At 64.8% G+C, this 14,339-nt stretch carries 12 protein-coding genes and 1 pseudogene; 4 read left to right on the top strand and 9 right to left on the bottom strand.

What is annotated here, in order from left to right:
- Positions 1-32: 32 nt before the first annotated feature.
- Together QJT82_RS14295 and QJT82_RS14290 are read left to right on the top strand one after the other, a co-directional pair.
- Positions 33-1,391 carry a hypothetical protein gene (locus tag QJT82_RS14295; protein ID WP_051447804.1) on the top strand — a complete coding sequence of 453 codons (1,359 nt, stop codon included), beginning with the start codon at positions 33-35 and terminating at the stop codon, positions 1,389-1,391.
- 38 nt (positions 1,392-1,429) lie between these two features.
- Positions 1,430-2,155, top strand: a complete 726-nt coding sequence (locus tag QJT82_RS14290) for a formyltransferase family protein (protein ID WP_035631327.1) — start codon at positions 1,430-1,432, stop codon at positions 2,153-2,155.
- Positions 2,156-2,164: 9 nt separating this feature from the next.
- On the opposite strand, the gene QJT82_RS14285 is transcribed toward QJT82_RS14290, so the two are convergent.
- Complete coding sequence (locus QJT82_RS14285) at positions 2,165-2,386, bottom strand: hypothetical protein (RefSeq protein ID WP_028340069.1); 222 nt, start codon at positions 2,384-2,386, stop codon at positions 2,165-2,167.
- 17 nt (positions 2,387-2,403) lie between these two features.
- Here QJT82_RS14285 and QJT82_RS14280 point away from each other — a divergent pair, with 17 nt between their 5' ends.
- Positions 2,404-2,613 (top strand): hypothetical protein, encoded by a 210-nt coding sequence (locus QJT82_RS14280; RefSeq protein ID WP_155258427.1) that lies wholly within the window; start codon positions 2,404-2,406, stop codon positions 2,611-2,613.
- A gap of 128 nt (positions 2,614-2,741) precedes the next feature.
- On the opposite strand, the gene QJT82_RS14275 is transcribed toward QJT82_RS14280, so the two are convergent.
- Together QJT82_RS14275 and QJT82_RS14270 are read right to left on the bottom strand one after the other, a co-directional pair.
- Positions 2,742-4,196: a TIGR00366 family protein gene (locus QJT82_RS14275; protein WP_051447812.1), complete on the bottom strand. Its 1,455-nt coding sequence runs from the start codon at positions 4,194-4,196 to the stop codon at positions 2,742-2,744.
- Positions 4,197-4,249: 53 nt separating this feature from the next.
- Positions 4,250-7,651 (bottom strand): molybdopterin-dependent oxidoreductase, encoded by a 3,402-nt coding sequence (locus QJT82_RS14270; protein WP_080686705.1) that lies wholly within the window; start codon positions 7,649-7,651, stop codon positions 4,250-4,252.
- Between the two features lie 146 nt (positions 7,652-7,797).
- On the opposite strand from QJT82_RS14270, the gene QJT82_RS14265 reads away from it, so the two are divergent.
- Complete coding sequence (locus QJT82_RS14265) at positions 7,798-8,475, top strand: GntR family transcriptional regulator (RefSeq protein WP_028340066.1); 678 nt, start codon at positions 7,798-7,800, stop codon at positions 8,473-8,475.
- Between the two features lie 36 nt (positions 8,476-8,511).
- Here QJT82_RS14265 and QJT82_RS14260 read toward each other — a convergent pair whose 3' ends face one another.
- From QJT82_RS14260 to QJT82_RS14235, 6 genes and pseudogenes are all read right to left on the bottom strand, one after another.
- Positions 8,512-9,672, bottom strand: a complete 1,161-nt coding sequence (locus QJT82_RS14260) for an acyl-CoA dehydrogenase family protein (RefSeq protein ID WP_028340065.1) — start codon at positions 9,670-9,672, stop codon at positions 8,512-8,514.
- 122 nt (positions 9,673-9,794) lie between these two features.
- The gene (locus QJT82_RS14255) at positions 9,795-10,562 is read right to left on the bottom strand and encodes a crotonase/enoyl-CoA hydratase family protein (RefSeq protein ID WP_028340064.1); all 768 of its coding nucleotides are present in this window, start codon (positions 10,560-10,562) and stop codon (positions 9,795-9,797) included.
- A 20-nt stretch (positions 10,563-10,582) separates the two neighbouring features.
- Entirely contained in the window at positions 10,583-11,365 is a 783-nt protein-coding gene (locus QJT82_RS14250) for an SDR family NAD(P)-dependent oxidoreductase (RefSeq protein ID WP_028340063.1), read from the bottom strand.
- An 18-nt stretch (positions 11,366-11,383) separates the two neighbouring features.
- Complete coding sequence (locus tag QJT82_RS14245) at positions 11,384-12,634, bottom strand: acetyl-CoA C-acetyltransferase (RefSeq protein ID WP_028340062.1); 1,251 nt, start codon at positions 12,632-12,634, stop codon at positions 11,384-11,386.
- 228 nt (positions 12,635-12,862) lie between these two features.
- Positions 12,863-13,114: pseudogene (locus tag QJT82_RS14240) on the bottom strand (helix-turn-helix domain-containing protein); the annotation flags it as partial.
- Positions 13,115-13,117: 3 nt separating this feature from the next.
- Positions 13,118-13,522: a hypothetical protein gene (locus QJT82_RS14235; RefSeq protein ID WP_028340060.1), complete on the bottom strand. Its 405-nt coding sequence runs from the start codon at positions 13,520-13,522 to the stop codon at positions 13,118-13,120.
- Between the last annotated feature and the right edge of the window lie 817 nt (positions 13,523-14,339).

Raw genomic sequence — 14,339 nt, 5'->3', positions numbered from 1 at the left:
CACGTAGAAGGTTAACGAGGGGTAGTGCGGGCATGATTTCGGCTGACACGGCGCAAGCGGACGGCTTGCAGACGAACTTCGACCAATTGCTGGCGGCGAACGGCATCCGGATGAGCGCGGCGCAGCGCCGGCGGCTCGCATGGCTGTCGGAGCGGCTCGGACCCGCGGTCGTCCATCAGGCCGGCTCGGTGCCGGCGAGGGACCATGGCGTCATCATCCTCGTCGAGCCGCCGAGCGGCCCCGCCGCCGAGATGCTTTACCGGTCGCTTCGCGCCGACTGCGCGGTCGTCGTCCCCTTCGGCGAGAATCCCGCCTTCGACTTCCTGAAGAGCAAGCTGACCGACTTCGGAACGATCGGGCCGAGCCCTGATGGCCCGCACGAGATGTGGTGGGGCGGCCTCAATTGGCGCCCGATCGCTCCCGAGGAGGGCTCCCGACCCGATGCATCGCTGCGCGTGGTCTCCTGCTATCCCCGCGCTTGCGGCGACGATCGTGCCCGCGCCCTCCGCGACAAGCTGGCCGAATTCCGGATCGCCTGCGATATCGCACCGATCGACACCGCAGACGGCGAGCGCATGCGCGCAGCCGAGAAATCCGGCTTCATGCTGCGGATGTGGGAACAGCACCGCGAACCGCTGCTCTTCATCGAGGCCGACGCAGTCCTCAGCGAGCCGCCATTGCTGCCGTCATACCTTGATTGCGACATCGCGCTCCACAAATGGAACCGGTGGGAAATGTCGGCGCGCACCCTCTATCTCGGCCGTTCGTCCGCCGCCGAAGCCGTGCTGCGCAACTGGCATTACATCGCGAGCGCCTATCCCGCGGTCTGGGAAGGCTATTTGCTCGACCAGGCCTGGAGCCTGACATCCTCGCAGATGGCGCTCGACACCGTCTGGCTGCCGCGCTCATACCACGCTCCGGCCGAAGACGCCGGCACGCCCCGCCACACCACAATCGTCCACAACCTGCCTACCGACAGCAGCGATCTTGGACCGGACGCCGAATTCGGCGTCGCAATGCGGACCGCGCGGCGCGCCAGCCGCAGCGGCGGCCGTGACGCCATGATCGTGATCCGGTCGCGGGCGGCCTCGAATGATGCGATCACCGTGATCATGCGCGATATCGCGACCAGCGACGCGCACGAAATGGCTGCCAGCATCGAGGCGGTCACCGGCGCGTTCGCGGCCGATTGCGGCGGGTTCGGCCGGCTCGAGCTCGCACTCTGCCCCTGGCAGGACGATATCCGCGCGGCGAAATCGGCCGCGAAAAGCGCGAACAACCGCATTATCGAGATCGCGCCGTGGCAGACGCTGCCGGCCGACCTGTTCCGCACCGTGGGCCAGTCCCGCGATGCCGGCAGCGTCGTCGTGATGGCCGGGCAGCGCGGTTGATGAACGCCGGGAAGACAGAGCAAGGGAAGGACATCGACATCATGAAGACAATCATCCTTCTTACCGGTGCCGCCAACCAGCAGTTCGCGCTCACCGAACTGTTGAAGGCGCACAATCCAGCGCTGTCGTTCCGCTGCGCGGTAACGGCCGACGAGTTCGCCGCGATCGAGCCGGAGGTCTTGCGCGAGGCCCGGCTGCTGGCCTTCACCACCAGCGTCATCGTGCCGGAGCACATTCTGGCGGCGCTCGGCCACGGCGCCTACAATTTCCATCCCGGCCCGCCGCAATATCCCGGCTGGGCGCCGGCGCATTTCGCGCTCTATGACGGTGCCCGCACCTTCGGCGCGACGGCCCATGTGATGGCCGCGCGCGTCGACTCCGGCCCGATCGTCGGGGTCGAGTCCTTCATCATTCCCGACAAGATCAGCGTGCGCGGCCTCGAACAGATCGCCTATGTGCGGCTTGCCCATCTGTTCTGGCGGATGTCGCGCGATCTCGCCTGCGATCCCATGCCGCTGGCGGAATTGGAGATCGCCTGGTGCGGAATCAAGAGCACGCGGCGGATGTACCGCGAGATGTGCGAGCTTCCTGCCGGCATCAGCGCCGGCGAGCTAGCGCGTCGGATTCGCGCCTTCCATGACGATTTCCGCGGCATCCCGCTGACCTGCTCGTTGCACGGCATCCGCTTCCAGCTGGCAACGACTGCCACGCAGGCGCCCGAGGCTCCGCAGGTAGTCTCGCCGCCACTCGCCGCGGCCTCCTGAGAACCGGCCTCAACCGCGCGTCGCACGGCCCCGGACCTCGTGGCGCTGCTGCAAGTGCGCCCTCACCGCACGCTCCGCGGCGCGCGCGGAGCCGAAATAGCCGCCGTCGAGGCCGTCAAAGGCGCGGTCAGAGGAGAAGAAGCAGAAGCCGCGGTTGTCGCCGACGACGATGCCGGCGGTGCGATCCGATACTTCGATGACATAGGCTTGGGACATTTGGGTTTGGGACATGCGTGTTCGATCGCCGAATGACGGCGCTCCTGTCAGATTGTCGGATGCCTTGGATTTGTCGAAGCGATCAACAACAACAGACGCCGGTCGCCGCCGAGACGCAGCGATGCTGCATGCGGCTTCGCATGTCGCACATCAAGCTGCAGTGGTCATGTCTCATTGCGGTGACCTTGGACAACACGGATATCGCGCATCAATATCCGGCCAAACCGCGCGGCGGTCAATGAAATGGCTGTCCAAAGATGAATGCCCGGCGCGATGGCTCGTTCGCGGCGGGCGGAAAAACAGCACAGTTTTGGTAGTGACGGTCGTCGAGCCTGAATTGGCCGGGCACCGGGTGCCCGGCCATGATCGCTCAGGGCAGGATCGGCGGATGATAGGTGAAGGTCGCCATCAGGACCGCCGCCAGCAGCATCACGATCGGAAAGTGGATGAAGAACTGCACCGACGTGTAGCCGATCAGATCCTTCGACTTCAGGCCGAGGATGCCGAGCAGCGGCAGCATCCAGAACGGGTTGATGAAGTTCGGCAGCGTCTCGGCGATGTTGTAGACCATCACCGTCCAGCCGAGATGCGCGCCGATGTCGTTGGCCGCCTTCATGATGTAGGGCGCCTCGATGATCCACTTTCCGCCGGCCGACGGCACGAAGAAGCCGAGCAGCGCCGAATAGATTCCGACCAGGAACGAGAACACGGTGGAATTGCTGGAGGCGCCGACGAACCAGTGTGCGATCGTGTCCGACAGCGTCGTACCGCTGCTGTTCGGGACCTTGGTCAGGATCTGCGCAATGCCGGCGTAGAACGGAAACTGCAACAGTACGCCGGAGACACTCGGCATCGCCTTCGAGAACGACTCGATGAGGCTGCGCGGACGCCAGTGCAGCACGATGCCGAGGATGAGGAAGACGAAGTTATAGGTGTTGAGGCCGGACAACGTGATCAACGGATTGCCCGACTGGAATGTCTGCCACAACCAGCCGGCGGCAAGCACGGCGATCAGGATCGTCAGCAGCGGGCTGAACTCCAGCCAGTCGCCCGGACGCGCCGGCTTCCTGGCCTCGATGCGATCATCGCCAAGCGCAACGCCGAGGTCTTCCGCCGTCTTCGCCTGTTCGGGCGCAGGCGTCGTGAAATAGCAAATCGCAGCGGAGACCACGGTCACCATCACGACGGTGACCATGTTCTGCCAGGTCAGGATGGTTTCCGAGAAACCGATCACGCCGGTGATCGGCAGGAGCGATGCCGGAATGCTGCCGGCATTCGCCTGCAGCTGCGCAGCTGATGACGTGATGCCGAGCGTGAAGCCGCAGCCGAGCCCGAGATAGCCGGCGGCGCCGGCCGCCCGGTAGTCGAGCCTGATGTCGGTGCGCCGTGCGATCTCCCGCACCAGAAGACCCGAGAAGATCAGGCTCAGGCCCCAGTTCAGCAGCGACAGAAAGATGCTGAGCACGCCGACAAAAACCACGGCGCCGCGCCCGGTCTTCGGCACGCTGGCGAGCCGCGCCAGCACGGCCGCCACCGGCGGCGACATCGCCACGACATAGCCGCCGATCGCGACCAGCGCCATCTGCATCGTGAAGGGAATCAGGTTCCAGAACCCGTCACCAAACGCGCGGCTGACGGCGAGCGGCGAACCGCCATGCAGGATCGCGCCGATTGCGACCGCAATCACCGCGATCAGGACGAAGACGTAGGCATCCGGAAACCAGCGCTCCGCAAACGCCACCAGGGCTTGCGAAAATCGCGCGATGATGTTGGCCGCGACCGGTTTTCGCAAGCTCACGGCTTGATCGTGCGTTGCATTCGTCATCAATCTGATCCTCTTCCGGTAATGCGGTTACAGCCTTCAATCGTGTTTGGTGATCAAAGCGCGAGCGTGAGATCGGTCAGCGGCACGGCCTGGCAGGCGAGGCACCGTCCCTCGCTGCCATCGACAGGGCCGAGATGGGTAAACTCCCCATCGACGACCTGAACCGCACAGCTTTCGCATTGCCCGACACGGCAGCCGCTCGGCAGCGCGACGCCCGCCGCACTCGCCGCATCAAGCAGCGTCCCCTGCTCCGGCCCCCAGGAAAAGCTCTGCTTGCTGCCCGCAAGCCGTATGGTGCGCGGCGCAAGGTTGCTCGGCACCGACGGCGGCGACACGAAGCTTTCGGCGAAAATGTCGAAGCGCGGCACGCCGAGCGCCGTCACGGCCTCGATCTGCGCCGCAACGAATTCCGGTGAGCCGCAGATGTAGACCAGCGGCCGGCGCGCCAACAGCGGCTTGACCTGTCCGAGATCAACCCTCCCCTTGCGCAACGAATGCGAGTCGATCGGGTCCTGCGCGAACGGCGCGGAATAAAACGTCACACGCTTCAGCCCTGGGGTGCCGGCTTCCAGCTCCGCAAGCCGCTCGGCAAAGGGATGCTCCCGGCTGCTGCGGCAGCCATGTAGCAGCAGGATTTCGCCAACGCGATCTTGTGGTGCAATCCGTTGCAGCGTTTCGAGATGGCTGATGAACGGCGTGATGCCGATGCCGGCGGCGAGGAAAATCAGCGGCCGCGGCCCCTTCAATGGCGGCGTGAAGATGCCGCCCGGCGGCTCCAGCACAACCTCGTCTCCGACGGCAAGACGGTGCAGACGATCCGGCATGAAGAACGGCGCATCGCCACTCGGCGCCTCGTTGAAGAAGCGCCCCTTCACCGCGATCGAGAGCACATCCAGCAGATCACCCGATCCGGTCAACGAGTAGGCCCGCGCCTCCGTTGCGCCGGGCAGCGAGACCATCACGTGCTGGCCCGGCAGGAAGTCGGGCAGCGGACCACCGTCAAGCGGCAGCAGGTTGAGCGCGATGACATTATCTGCCTCGGCGCGACGCGCGCCAACCTTGAACCGCCGCTGACCGCTCCACAGGCCACGACTGGCAATTCCGTCGCGCCTGATATCGCAGACGATCGCGCGCAGCGGGACGGACCCGCTGACCGGATCGCGCGCATCGTCATGTAGCACGGCGTTGATGTTGCGGGTGTGGATGCCTGCCGTCGCGGAACGCTCGCGGCCGAGCGGCGGACAGTCTTCCCACCAGCCGAATTCGGCGACGACGACCCGATCGTCGAGCGCCGCATTGAGGCGCACCTTCAGGCGCACGGCACCGCCATGCGTCTCCACCACGGCCCAGTCGCCTTCGGCAAGGCCGCGCCGCTCGGCGAGCTGCGGACTGATCTCGACGGCCGGATCGGGCGACTTGCGCCGCAGCGAGGCGACGTGCCGATAAGAGGAGTGAACGAACCAGCCGCTCTTGGCAGTGGAAAGCACGAGCGGAAAGCGTGCGTCCGGCGCTGCCGTGAGCGGGCTGCCGACCGGCTCGACGTGGTCGGGCAAGGGATCATAGCCGTGTCCCAGCATCAGCTCGGAATAAAGCTCGACGCGGCGCGTCGGCGTCGCGAATCCGGCAACCGTTCGGTCCTCGCGCGCCACGGCGTATTTTTCGTCGCGGAAGATCTGCGGGAAGCGGCGGCCTTCGGGGTGCGCGCGCAGATCCTCGACACCGATGCCGAGCGGCGCGAGCTGATAGTTCCAGCCGGCCGTGATGTCGCCGCCGAAGAACAAATCGCCCATCCCGAGCCTGAGCGCGAGCGCGGCGGCGATCTCGTAATCGGCCTTCACTGCGCCGACCGGCTCGACCATGCGCGGGCGAAACTGCACGGTCTCGACGGCTTCCTGCGTGATCTCGAATCCAATCTTGAGCGCATCGCGCTCCCACGGCGTGCTGGCGGGCAGCACGAAATCGGCGCTCTCCGCAGTCGGGTTCATGAACATGTCGATATGGACCTGGAACTCCAGCGCGTTCAGCGCGGCGCGGTTGCGCTCGGAATGGCCCTGCGAGACGACGAAGTTGGTGCCGAAGGCGACCAGCGCGCGCACCCGGTAGGGCTCGCCGTCGAGCACGGCCCTGCTGAAATCGCGCGCCGTGATCCAGCCCTTGGCCGGCGGGCCGAGCGGCAATTCGGCAATGCCCAGCGCCTTTGCCTGCTGCTCCGGCGACAGGATATTGTAGTCGTTGAGGGCACGGGTCGGCGGCGGCACCGACCAGCGATTGCCGCCGGGCCGATCGCAAGCGCCGGTCAGCGCATACAACGTCGCAATCGTGCGCTCGATCGCGGTCGCGTTGGTGTGCTGGCCGACGCCGGTCCAGGAATGATAGGCGAGCCGCGGCCGGCGAGCGAGCAGCGTGTTGAATGCGTCGACGTCCTCGACAGGAAGCCAGGTCAGCTCCGCGACGCGTTCCGGCGTGTAAGGCGCGGCTCGCTCGACGAGCAGTTCGAACGCAGTTGCCGCCGCTATCATCCGGCCGTCGCGTGCCCGGACCTGCGGCGCGCCACGCAGCTGGCCACAGCTCTCCGGCGCGTAACGCGTGTCGCAAGGCACGGGCGCGCCCGACGCATCGAGACGAACGAAAGCCTCCGGCGCGCCATCCGGCCACAATGCGTCGGCGCGCAGGAAGCGTCCGGTCGCACGATCGACCAGCAGCGATCCATTGGTCCATGCGTTGACGAAATCCGCATCGAAGCTGCCGGCCGCGATGAGGTGACGGATCGCCCCCATTGCGAGCGCGCCATCGGCACCCGGGCGAATGCGCAGCCACAGATCGGCCTGCTGCCCCGAGCCGTTCGGCTTGGGATCGACCACCACGACCTTGGCGCCGCGACGCCGCGCATCGGCGATCCGCGTTGCCTGGGCGAGCCAGGTTCGCGCCGGATTGTGGCCCCACAGGATAATCACATCGGCATTGTCGTAGTCGGGAAAGCCGATGCCGCGGCCGAAGGTCAGCGCGTGCGCATAGTCCTTGTGCCAACCGCAGATCTCGACCGCATAGATCAGGTTCGGGCTGCCGAAGCCGCGGATGAAGCGCTCGACCCACTCGAAACTGTCGACCATCGGCGTGCCGCTCGGCGTGGTGACGCCGAACGCCACCGCCTCGGCGCCGCTCTCCGCGCGGATCGCACCGAGCCGGGCGGCGATCTCGGTCAACGCCTCGTCCCACGACACCTCGACCCAGCCCGGATCGGCGGCGCCACGCGGCTGGGTTCGCTTGAGCGGGACGGTCAGCCGGCGCGGGCTGGCGACGATTTCGGGCGCCGCCCTGCCCTTGGCGCAAAGCGCGCCGCCGGTCGGGTGGTTATTTAATACCTCTACCCCGACAAGGCGCCCATCCTCGACCACGGTGACGGCACCGCAGCGCGAGCGACAAAGCGTGCAATAGCCGGGCAGCCGCTGTTTCACCGCCGTCTCACCTATCCCAGTCAATCCATGTGACGCATTTTTGTAATGCGTTACACATTTACGTCATACGCTACCGGCCGCGTCAAGGCTAAGTAATAATCAGCGACGAATCGGAGTTCCCAGCGAGAAGGCGGCCACGACCACCGATGGACCAGAATTTGCGAGAACAAGTGCTGCAGCGGGTGCGGGCCGAGATCATTTCCGGGCAGAGCCTTCCGGGCACGATGTATTCGGTGCCGAGTCTCGCGGCGAGCCTCGGCGTCTCCTCGACGCCGGTACGCGAAGCGCTGCTCGAGCTCAGCCGCGGCGGTCTGGTCGAGCCAATGCGCAACCGCGGCTTCAAGGTGGTCGAGCCGACTCTGACCGAGTTGCGCAACCTGTTCGACATGCGCGAGGTACTCGAGCTCCACGCCGCCGTGCTGGTCGCCGCCAATCCGCCAAAGGATCTGGCAGTCGTGCGCGGCTGGGCCGACCAGATCGCCAAGGCCGTCGAGACCGACGACGTCCAGCTCTATCTGGAAGCCGACCGCAACTATCATCGCGAGTTCATCGCGGCCGCCGGCAACGACCTGCTGACCGACACGGTGATGGGCCTGCGCGACAAGATGCGGCTCTACGGCATCAGCTCCCGCGCCGGCCACGAGCGGCAGCAAGCGTCAGTGCCTGAGCACTACCGGTTGATCGAGCTCGCGCTCGCCGGCGAGACCGAGGCGCTGACCACCCTGCTCCGCACTCACATCCGCTCCTGGGAGCCGATCTTCGTCGATGCATTGCTGCGCTCGAAGGAGCATGCGCGCGAACCGCTGCGGCAGGCCCGCGGCTGACGCGGGCGGACGCAGCTAGCCGGTCGTGGTGAACGGCTAGTCCAGAATGCTCTTGTAGTGCTCCGAGAAGACATCGCGGCCGATGATCAGCCGCATCACTTCGGAGCTTCCAGCCAGGATTCGATTGACGCGCGCATCGGTGAACATGCGGCTGATCGGATATTCGTCCATGTATCCCGCGCCGCCGTGCAGCTGGACGCCAAGATCGAGCATCTTCCACTCGACCTCCGACGACATCATCTTGGCCTTGGCGCCCATGTTGCTGGTCAGGCGTCCGGCATTGTGCTCGGTCACGCAGTGATCGACATAGACCTGCACGAGATCGATTTCGGCATCCACCTCCGCCATGCGGAACTGGGTGTTCTGCTGTTCGGCGAGCGGCCGGCCGAACAATTTGCGGTCCATCACGTAAGCGCGCGTGATGTCGAACGCCTTGCGGCCGTTGGCGATCGATCCGACCGCGGAGATCAACCGCTCCTCGGCAAGGCCTTCCATCAGATAGTAGAAGCCCCTGCCGGGTTCTCCCAGCACGTTGGCCTTGGGCACCTTCACATTGTTGAAAAACAGTTCGGCTGTGTCCTGCGCCGGCATGCCCATCTTCTTGAGATTGCGGCCGCGCTCAAAACCTTCCATGCCGCGCTCGACGATCAGGAGCACCATGGCATGCTTCTTCTCGGCGCCCGCGAGCTTGGCCGCGACGATCACCACGTCGCAATTGATGCCGTTGGAAATATAGGTCTTCGAGCCATTGAGCAGGAAATGATCGCCCTTGTCTTCCGCCGTCGTCCGCATGCCAGCAAGATCCGAGCCCGCGCCCGGCTCGGTCATCGCGATCGCCAGGATCGTCTCGCCGCTGACGCATTTCGGCAGGAATCGGTCGCGCTGCTCCTCGGTGCCGAAACGCTTGAAATAAGGACCGACCAAGCGGCTGTGCAGCGTGTTGTACCAGCCCTTGCAGCCGGATCGCGCAGTCTCCTCAATGATGATCTGCTCGTAGCGGAAGTCCTCGTCGCCCATTCCGCCATATTTTTCCTCGGGCCAGATCATCAGGAAGCCGAGGTCGCCGGCCTTCTTGAACGCGCTGCGGTCGACGATGCCGGCCTCCCGCCATTCCTCCATATGGGGCGCAATCTCGCTGGCGAGAAACTTGCGGTAGGAGCCGCGGAAGATGACCTGGTCTTCGGTAAAGCTACGCATCAATCACCTAATAGCGCTGTCATGGAAACCGCCGGCATACGCTGAGGTACCGGTACAAAAAATTGGAGCGCCGGTTCTGCTGCAATCAAAACCGACGCTCCGTCACCGAAACAGGCGATGCCCTACTTGCCCTTCCAGTTCGGCGGGCGTTTTTCCGCAAAGGCAGCCGCGCCCTCGCGGGCATCCTCGGATACGAAGACAGGACCGACGATCTCCTGCTGCCTTTTCCACATCTCATCTTCCGGCCAGAGCCGGGATTCGACGATCACCTGCTTGGATGCCTTTACGGCGAGCGGGCCGTTGGCACCAATCGCTGCCGCGAGCTCGAGCGCCGCGTCGAGCGCCGGTCCATCGGTCAAACGGTTGATGATGCCGAGCTGGTAGGCACGCTCCGCGCCGAAGAACTCGCCCGTCAATGCGAACTCCATCGCCACACGGAACGGCATCTGGCGCGGCATGCGGATCAGACCGCCGGCCGCGGCGGCCAGCCCGCGCTTCACCTCGGGGATCCCGAACTTGGCGTTGCGGTTGGCGACGATCATGTCGCACGACAGCGCGATCTCCATCCCGCCGGCGAGCGCGTAGCCGTCGACAGCCGCGATCAGCGGCTTCTTCGGCGGCGCCTCGGTCAGGCCGGCGAAGCCGCGGCCGGGGATCGACGGCCGCTCGCCTTTCAAGAACCCCTTGAGGTCCATGCCCGAGCAGAATGTGCCGCCGGCGCCGGTGATGATGCCGACGCTCAGGGAGTCGTCGGCGTCGAGCCGGTCGATCGCCGCGGCCACGCCCTTGGAGAGGGCGAGGTTGGCCGCATTCTTCGCTTCCGGCCGGTTCAGGGTGATGATCAGGATCGGTCCGCGGACTTCAGTGAGGACCGGAGTTTCTTCGGACATCGCTTTCGTCTCCTGATCGCTTAACGCGGAGCCATGCGGATGGCGCCGTCGAGACGGACGTCTTCACCGTTGAAGTAGCCGTTGGTGATCATGGTCAGCGCCAGCTGCGCATATTCCTCCGGCATGCCGAGACGCTTCGGGAACGGCACCGACGCGCTGAGCGCGGCCTTGACGTTCTCCGGGGCGCCCTGCAGCAGCGGGGTGTTGAAGATGCCCGGCAGGATGGTGTTGACGCGGATGCCTTCGGCCATCAGGTCGCGCGCGATCGGCAGGGTCATGCCGACCACGCCGGCCTTCGAGGCCGAATAAGCCGCCTGCCCCATCTGGCCATCCTCGGCCGCGACCGAGGCCGTGTTGACGACCGCGCCACGCTCGCCGTGCTCCAGCGGGGACAGCGACAGCATGCCCTGCGCCGACTTGGCGATGCAGCGGAAGGTGCCGACGAGGTTGATCTGGATGATGCGGTTGAAGGCGTCGATCGGGAAGTGGGTGGGCTCGCCGGTCTTCTTGTCGCGGCCCGCGGTCTTCACCGCGTTGCCGGTGCCGGCGCAGTTCACCAAGATGCGCTCCTGGCCATGCGCAGCGCGGGCCTTGGCGAAGCCCGCATCGACCTGCTCGTCCGAGGTGACGTCGACCTTGCAGAACACGCCGCCGATTTCCTTGGCGATGGCCTCACCTTTCTCTTCGTTGAAGTCGAAGATCGCGACTTTCACGCCTTGCGCAGCGAGCGCGCGCGAGGTGGCAGCACCAAGGCCGGAAGCGCCGCCGGTGACGACGGCGGCGACCGATGAATCGAGTTTCATGGCAATATCCTTTCGCGATCAGATGCGTTCGATGATGATGGCCGGCGCCATGCCGCCGGCGGCACACATGGTGACTAGGCCATAACGTCCGCCGCTCCGCTCGAGTTCGTCGAGCGCCGTGCCGATCAGGATCGATCCGGTCGCGCCGATCGGGTGGCCGAGCGCGATCGAGCCGCCATTGATGTTGACCTTCTCGCGGTCCAGCTCGAGGTCGCGGATGAATTTCTCGGCGACGACCGCGAAGGCCTCGTTGATCTCCCAGACGTCGATGTCGTTCTTGGTCAGGCCGGCCTTGGCGAGAACCTTCTTGGCCGCCGGAACCGGCGCGTTGAGCATCAAGGTCGGGTCGTCACCCTGGTTGGCATAGGCCACGATGCGGCCGCGCGGCTTGAGGCCGTGCTTCTCGGCATATGCCTTCGAGGTGATCAGCACCGCGGCGGCGCCGTCCACCACGCCCGAGCTGTTGCCGGCATGGTGCACGCCCTTCCACTCCAGGTCCGGGTAGCGGCGCTGGATCTGCTTCTTGAACGTCGTGCCGTTGCCGAGATCGAAATCCGCAAGCTGCTCGAAGCTCGGCTTCAGCGAAGCAAGGCCTTCAGCCGTGGTCTCCGGGCGCGGGAATTCTTCGCGATTGAGGGCGACGCTGCCGTCGTCGTTAAGGACGGGGATCACCGACTTCGCGAAGCGGCCTTGATCGATGGCCCGCTTGGCGCGCTGCTGGCTCGTCAGCGCCAAGGCATCGCAAGCCTCGCGGCTGATCCCCTCGCGCGTCGCGATGGCGTCGCCGCACACGCCCTGGTGCGACTGCGGGTGAATCTCGTCGAGCGCCGGATTGCCCGAACCCATCATCCGCGCCGGCTGCCCGGCCTTGGAGCGCTCGGCTGCGAGGGTCTGTTGATAGCTCATCATCTCGGTGCCGCCGGCGATGACGCAATCTTCCATCCCCGACATCACGGACGCTGCCGCGAGGTTCACCGACGTGATGCCGCCGCCGCAGAAACGATCCAGCGTCGTGCCGCTGGCGTTGATATCGTAGCCCGCCGCGAGCGCCGACATGCGTCCGAGATCGCCGCCCTGCTTGCCTTCCTGGGTCGATGTCGACCAGATGATGTCATCGACGGTCGACGTGTCGAGCTTGTTGCGCTCCTTGAGCGCGCCGAGCACCGTCGCGGCCAGATGCTGCGGATGCAGGTGCGACAGCGCCCCCTTGCCCGGCTTGCCGATGCCCCGCGGCGTGCGAACAGCGTCAATGATGTATGCTTCAGACATGCGTTTCCCTTTGCTTCGAATGTTTCGTTAGTTTGCGCTCGTGCCGATGATCCCAACCGTTTCCGCGAGGCGTCAACGGTGTGGCGTCACCGCAAGCGGCTCGGCAATTGAGTTGCGCTGATCTTCGAAGTACCCGAAGCGCGGCACCTGCCGGAGTTGCTGCTCGTCGGCGCAGACAGGCTTATCGCAACCCTGCGCAAACAACGGCGCGCCGGCCGGGGCGGCGTGGGGACCGAGAGCATATTTCTGCTCCTGCGGCAGATAGATCAGCTGGCCGATCTGGGTAAGCGTCAAGGTGAGACGCGACACCGTCGATCGGGGAAGACCGCAGCGATCGGCGATTTCGCGATTTCCCAGGCGTATGCTTCGACCTTCGAAGCAACGCACGATGTCGAATGCGCGCGACACCACCTGGATCACGCGCCGGTTGTCCGTGCCGGCGGTCTCTTGTGCCATCAGTACCTCAGATCGACGTCCCATCGTTTACGCCTCACTCCTCATTTTCCATACGGGTGAACGAAGCCCACTCTGCTTCGAGCGGCCGACGCCGATCCGCGACATCACGGCCGGGCGCGCAACGCTCGCGCGCGCGAACTGATGTGCGGGATTTGGCGGCAGGGGCCCGCGGCGTGCACCGCGTGGGCGATTGCAGCGGTGCTGCACAGCTTGTTCCGGGATCGACGGTCTGACGCGATGGCCGGTCGCTCCGGCGTTCGGTCCGCCCGCGGTGATCACGCCGACGCTGCGCGCGGCAACGCGTGCGGTCTGGTCACTCTCAGCCTGTTCGAGAGCGCTGCGCACGGAATGCAGGAACACCTGGTTTTCCAGCCAAGTGAAGCCGCGACCGCGCGGGGCAAGCAGCTTCGGATGTCTCTGGCCGGCCGGCATCAGGCGGATTCTTTCCCTAGGGTTTTGCGCTTTAATTAATTGATTAATTAGTCAGGTGATTAAAGTGGGCGCTCTCCGCTGTCAACCGCCCTCGCCGCAGGGCGCCCCGCGCTCAGCCCGCACCTTCACCCGAACGCCTGTCAGCGCAGTGATCAGGGATTCGTCGTGATGAACTTCGTCAAATTCAGTCCGCCGCCGAACGTGATCGACATTCCACACGCGATAGCGGACATGCCCCGACAATTTGCTGACCGGTGCGAAACGCACGCGCAAGCATAAGAGCAGGGATCAGGCAGCGGCGTGAGGAAGCAAGGAAGCAGGCAATAGCGGTTGTCGGAACAGACACGACCGCTGGCCGGGATGGCCGTTACGAGGGCGAACCTAAGCTATGAAAGCTTGGTGGGCGCACCAGGGCTCGAACCTGGGACCCGCTGATTAAGAGTCAGTCCCTTTGGAAAGAAATTCAATACCCTGAGTGTAAAACGGGGCCTCATAGCTCTTATTGAAATCAATGGGTTATAGGCGGGATGTAAACTGTGTCGCTTTCCAAACGCGGCCAGAATCCTGGCTGCCAACGCTGACGCGTACCGCACCAAGGTCGACATTTTCATTCCCGACCAAGGCAGCGGGAGGCTGGAATAGCGGAATCAAAACCTGCTTGATTATTCAATGATTTCATCGCGCATTTGGAAAAAATAGTCAAAACACGCTTCAGGAATTTCAATAGCTTGGCTGCCATTTCCAAATGGAGAACGCTCTGAAGCTTGAAAGCGATCGACTGAGCAACTCAGCTAAGTTGAAACTCGCTTGGCCGTGG

This window comes from Bradyrhizobium sp. Mp19 (assembly GCF_029952935.1).
GTDB lineage: Bacteria > Pseudomonadota > Alphaproteobacteria > Rhizobiales > Xanthobacteraceae > Bradyrhizobium > Bradyrhizobium elkanii.
This window is presented reverse-complemented; position numbering and strand designations above follow the sequence as displayed.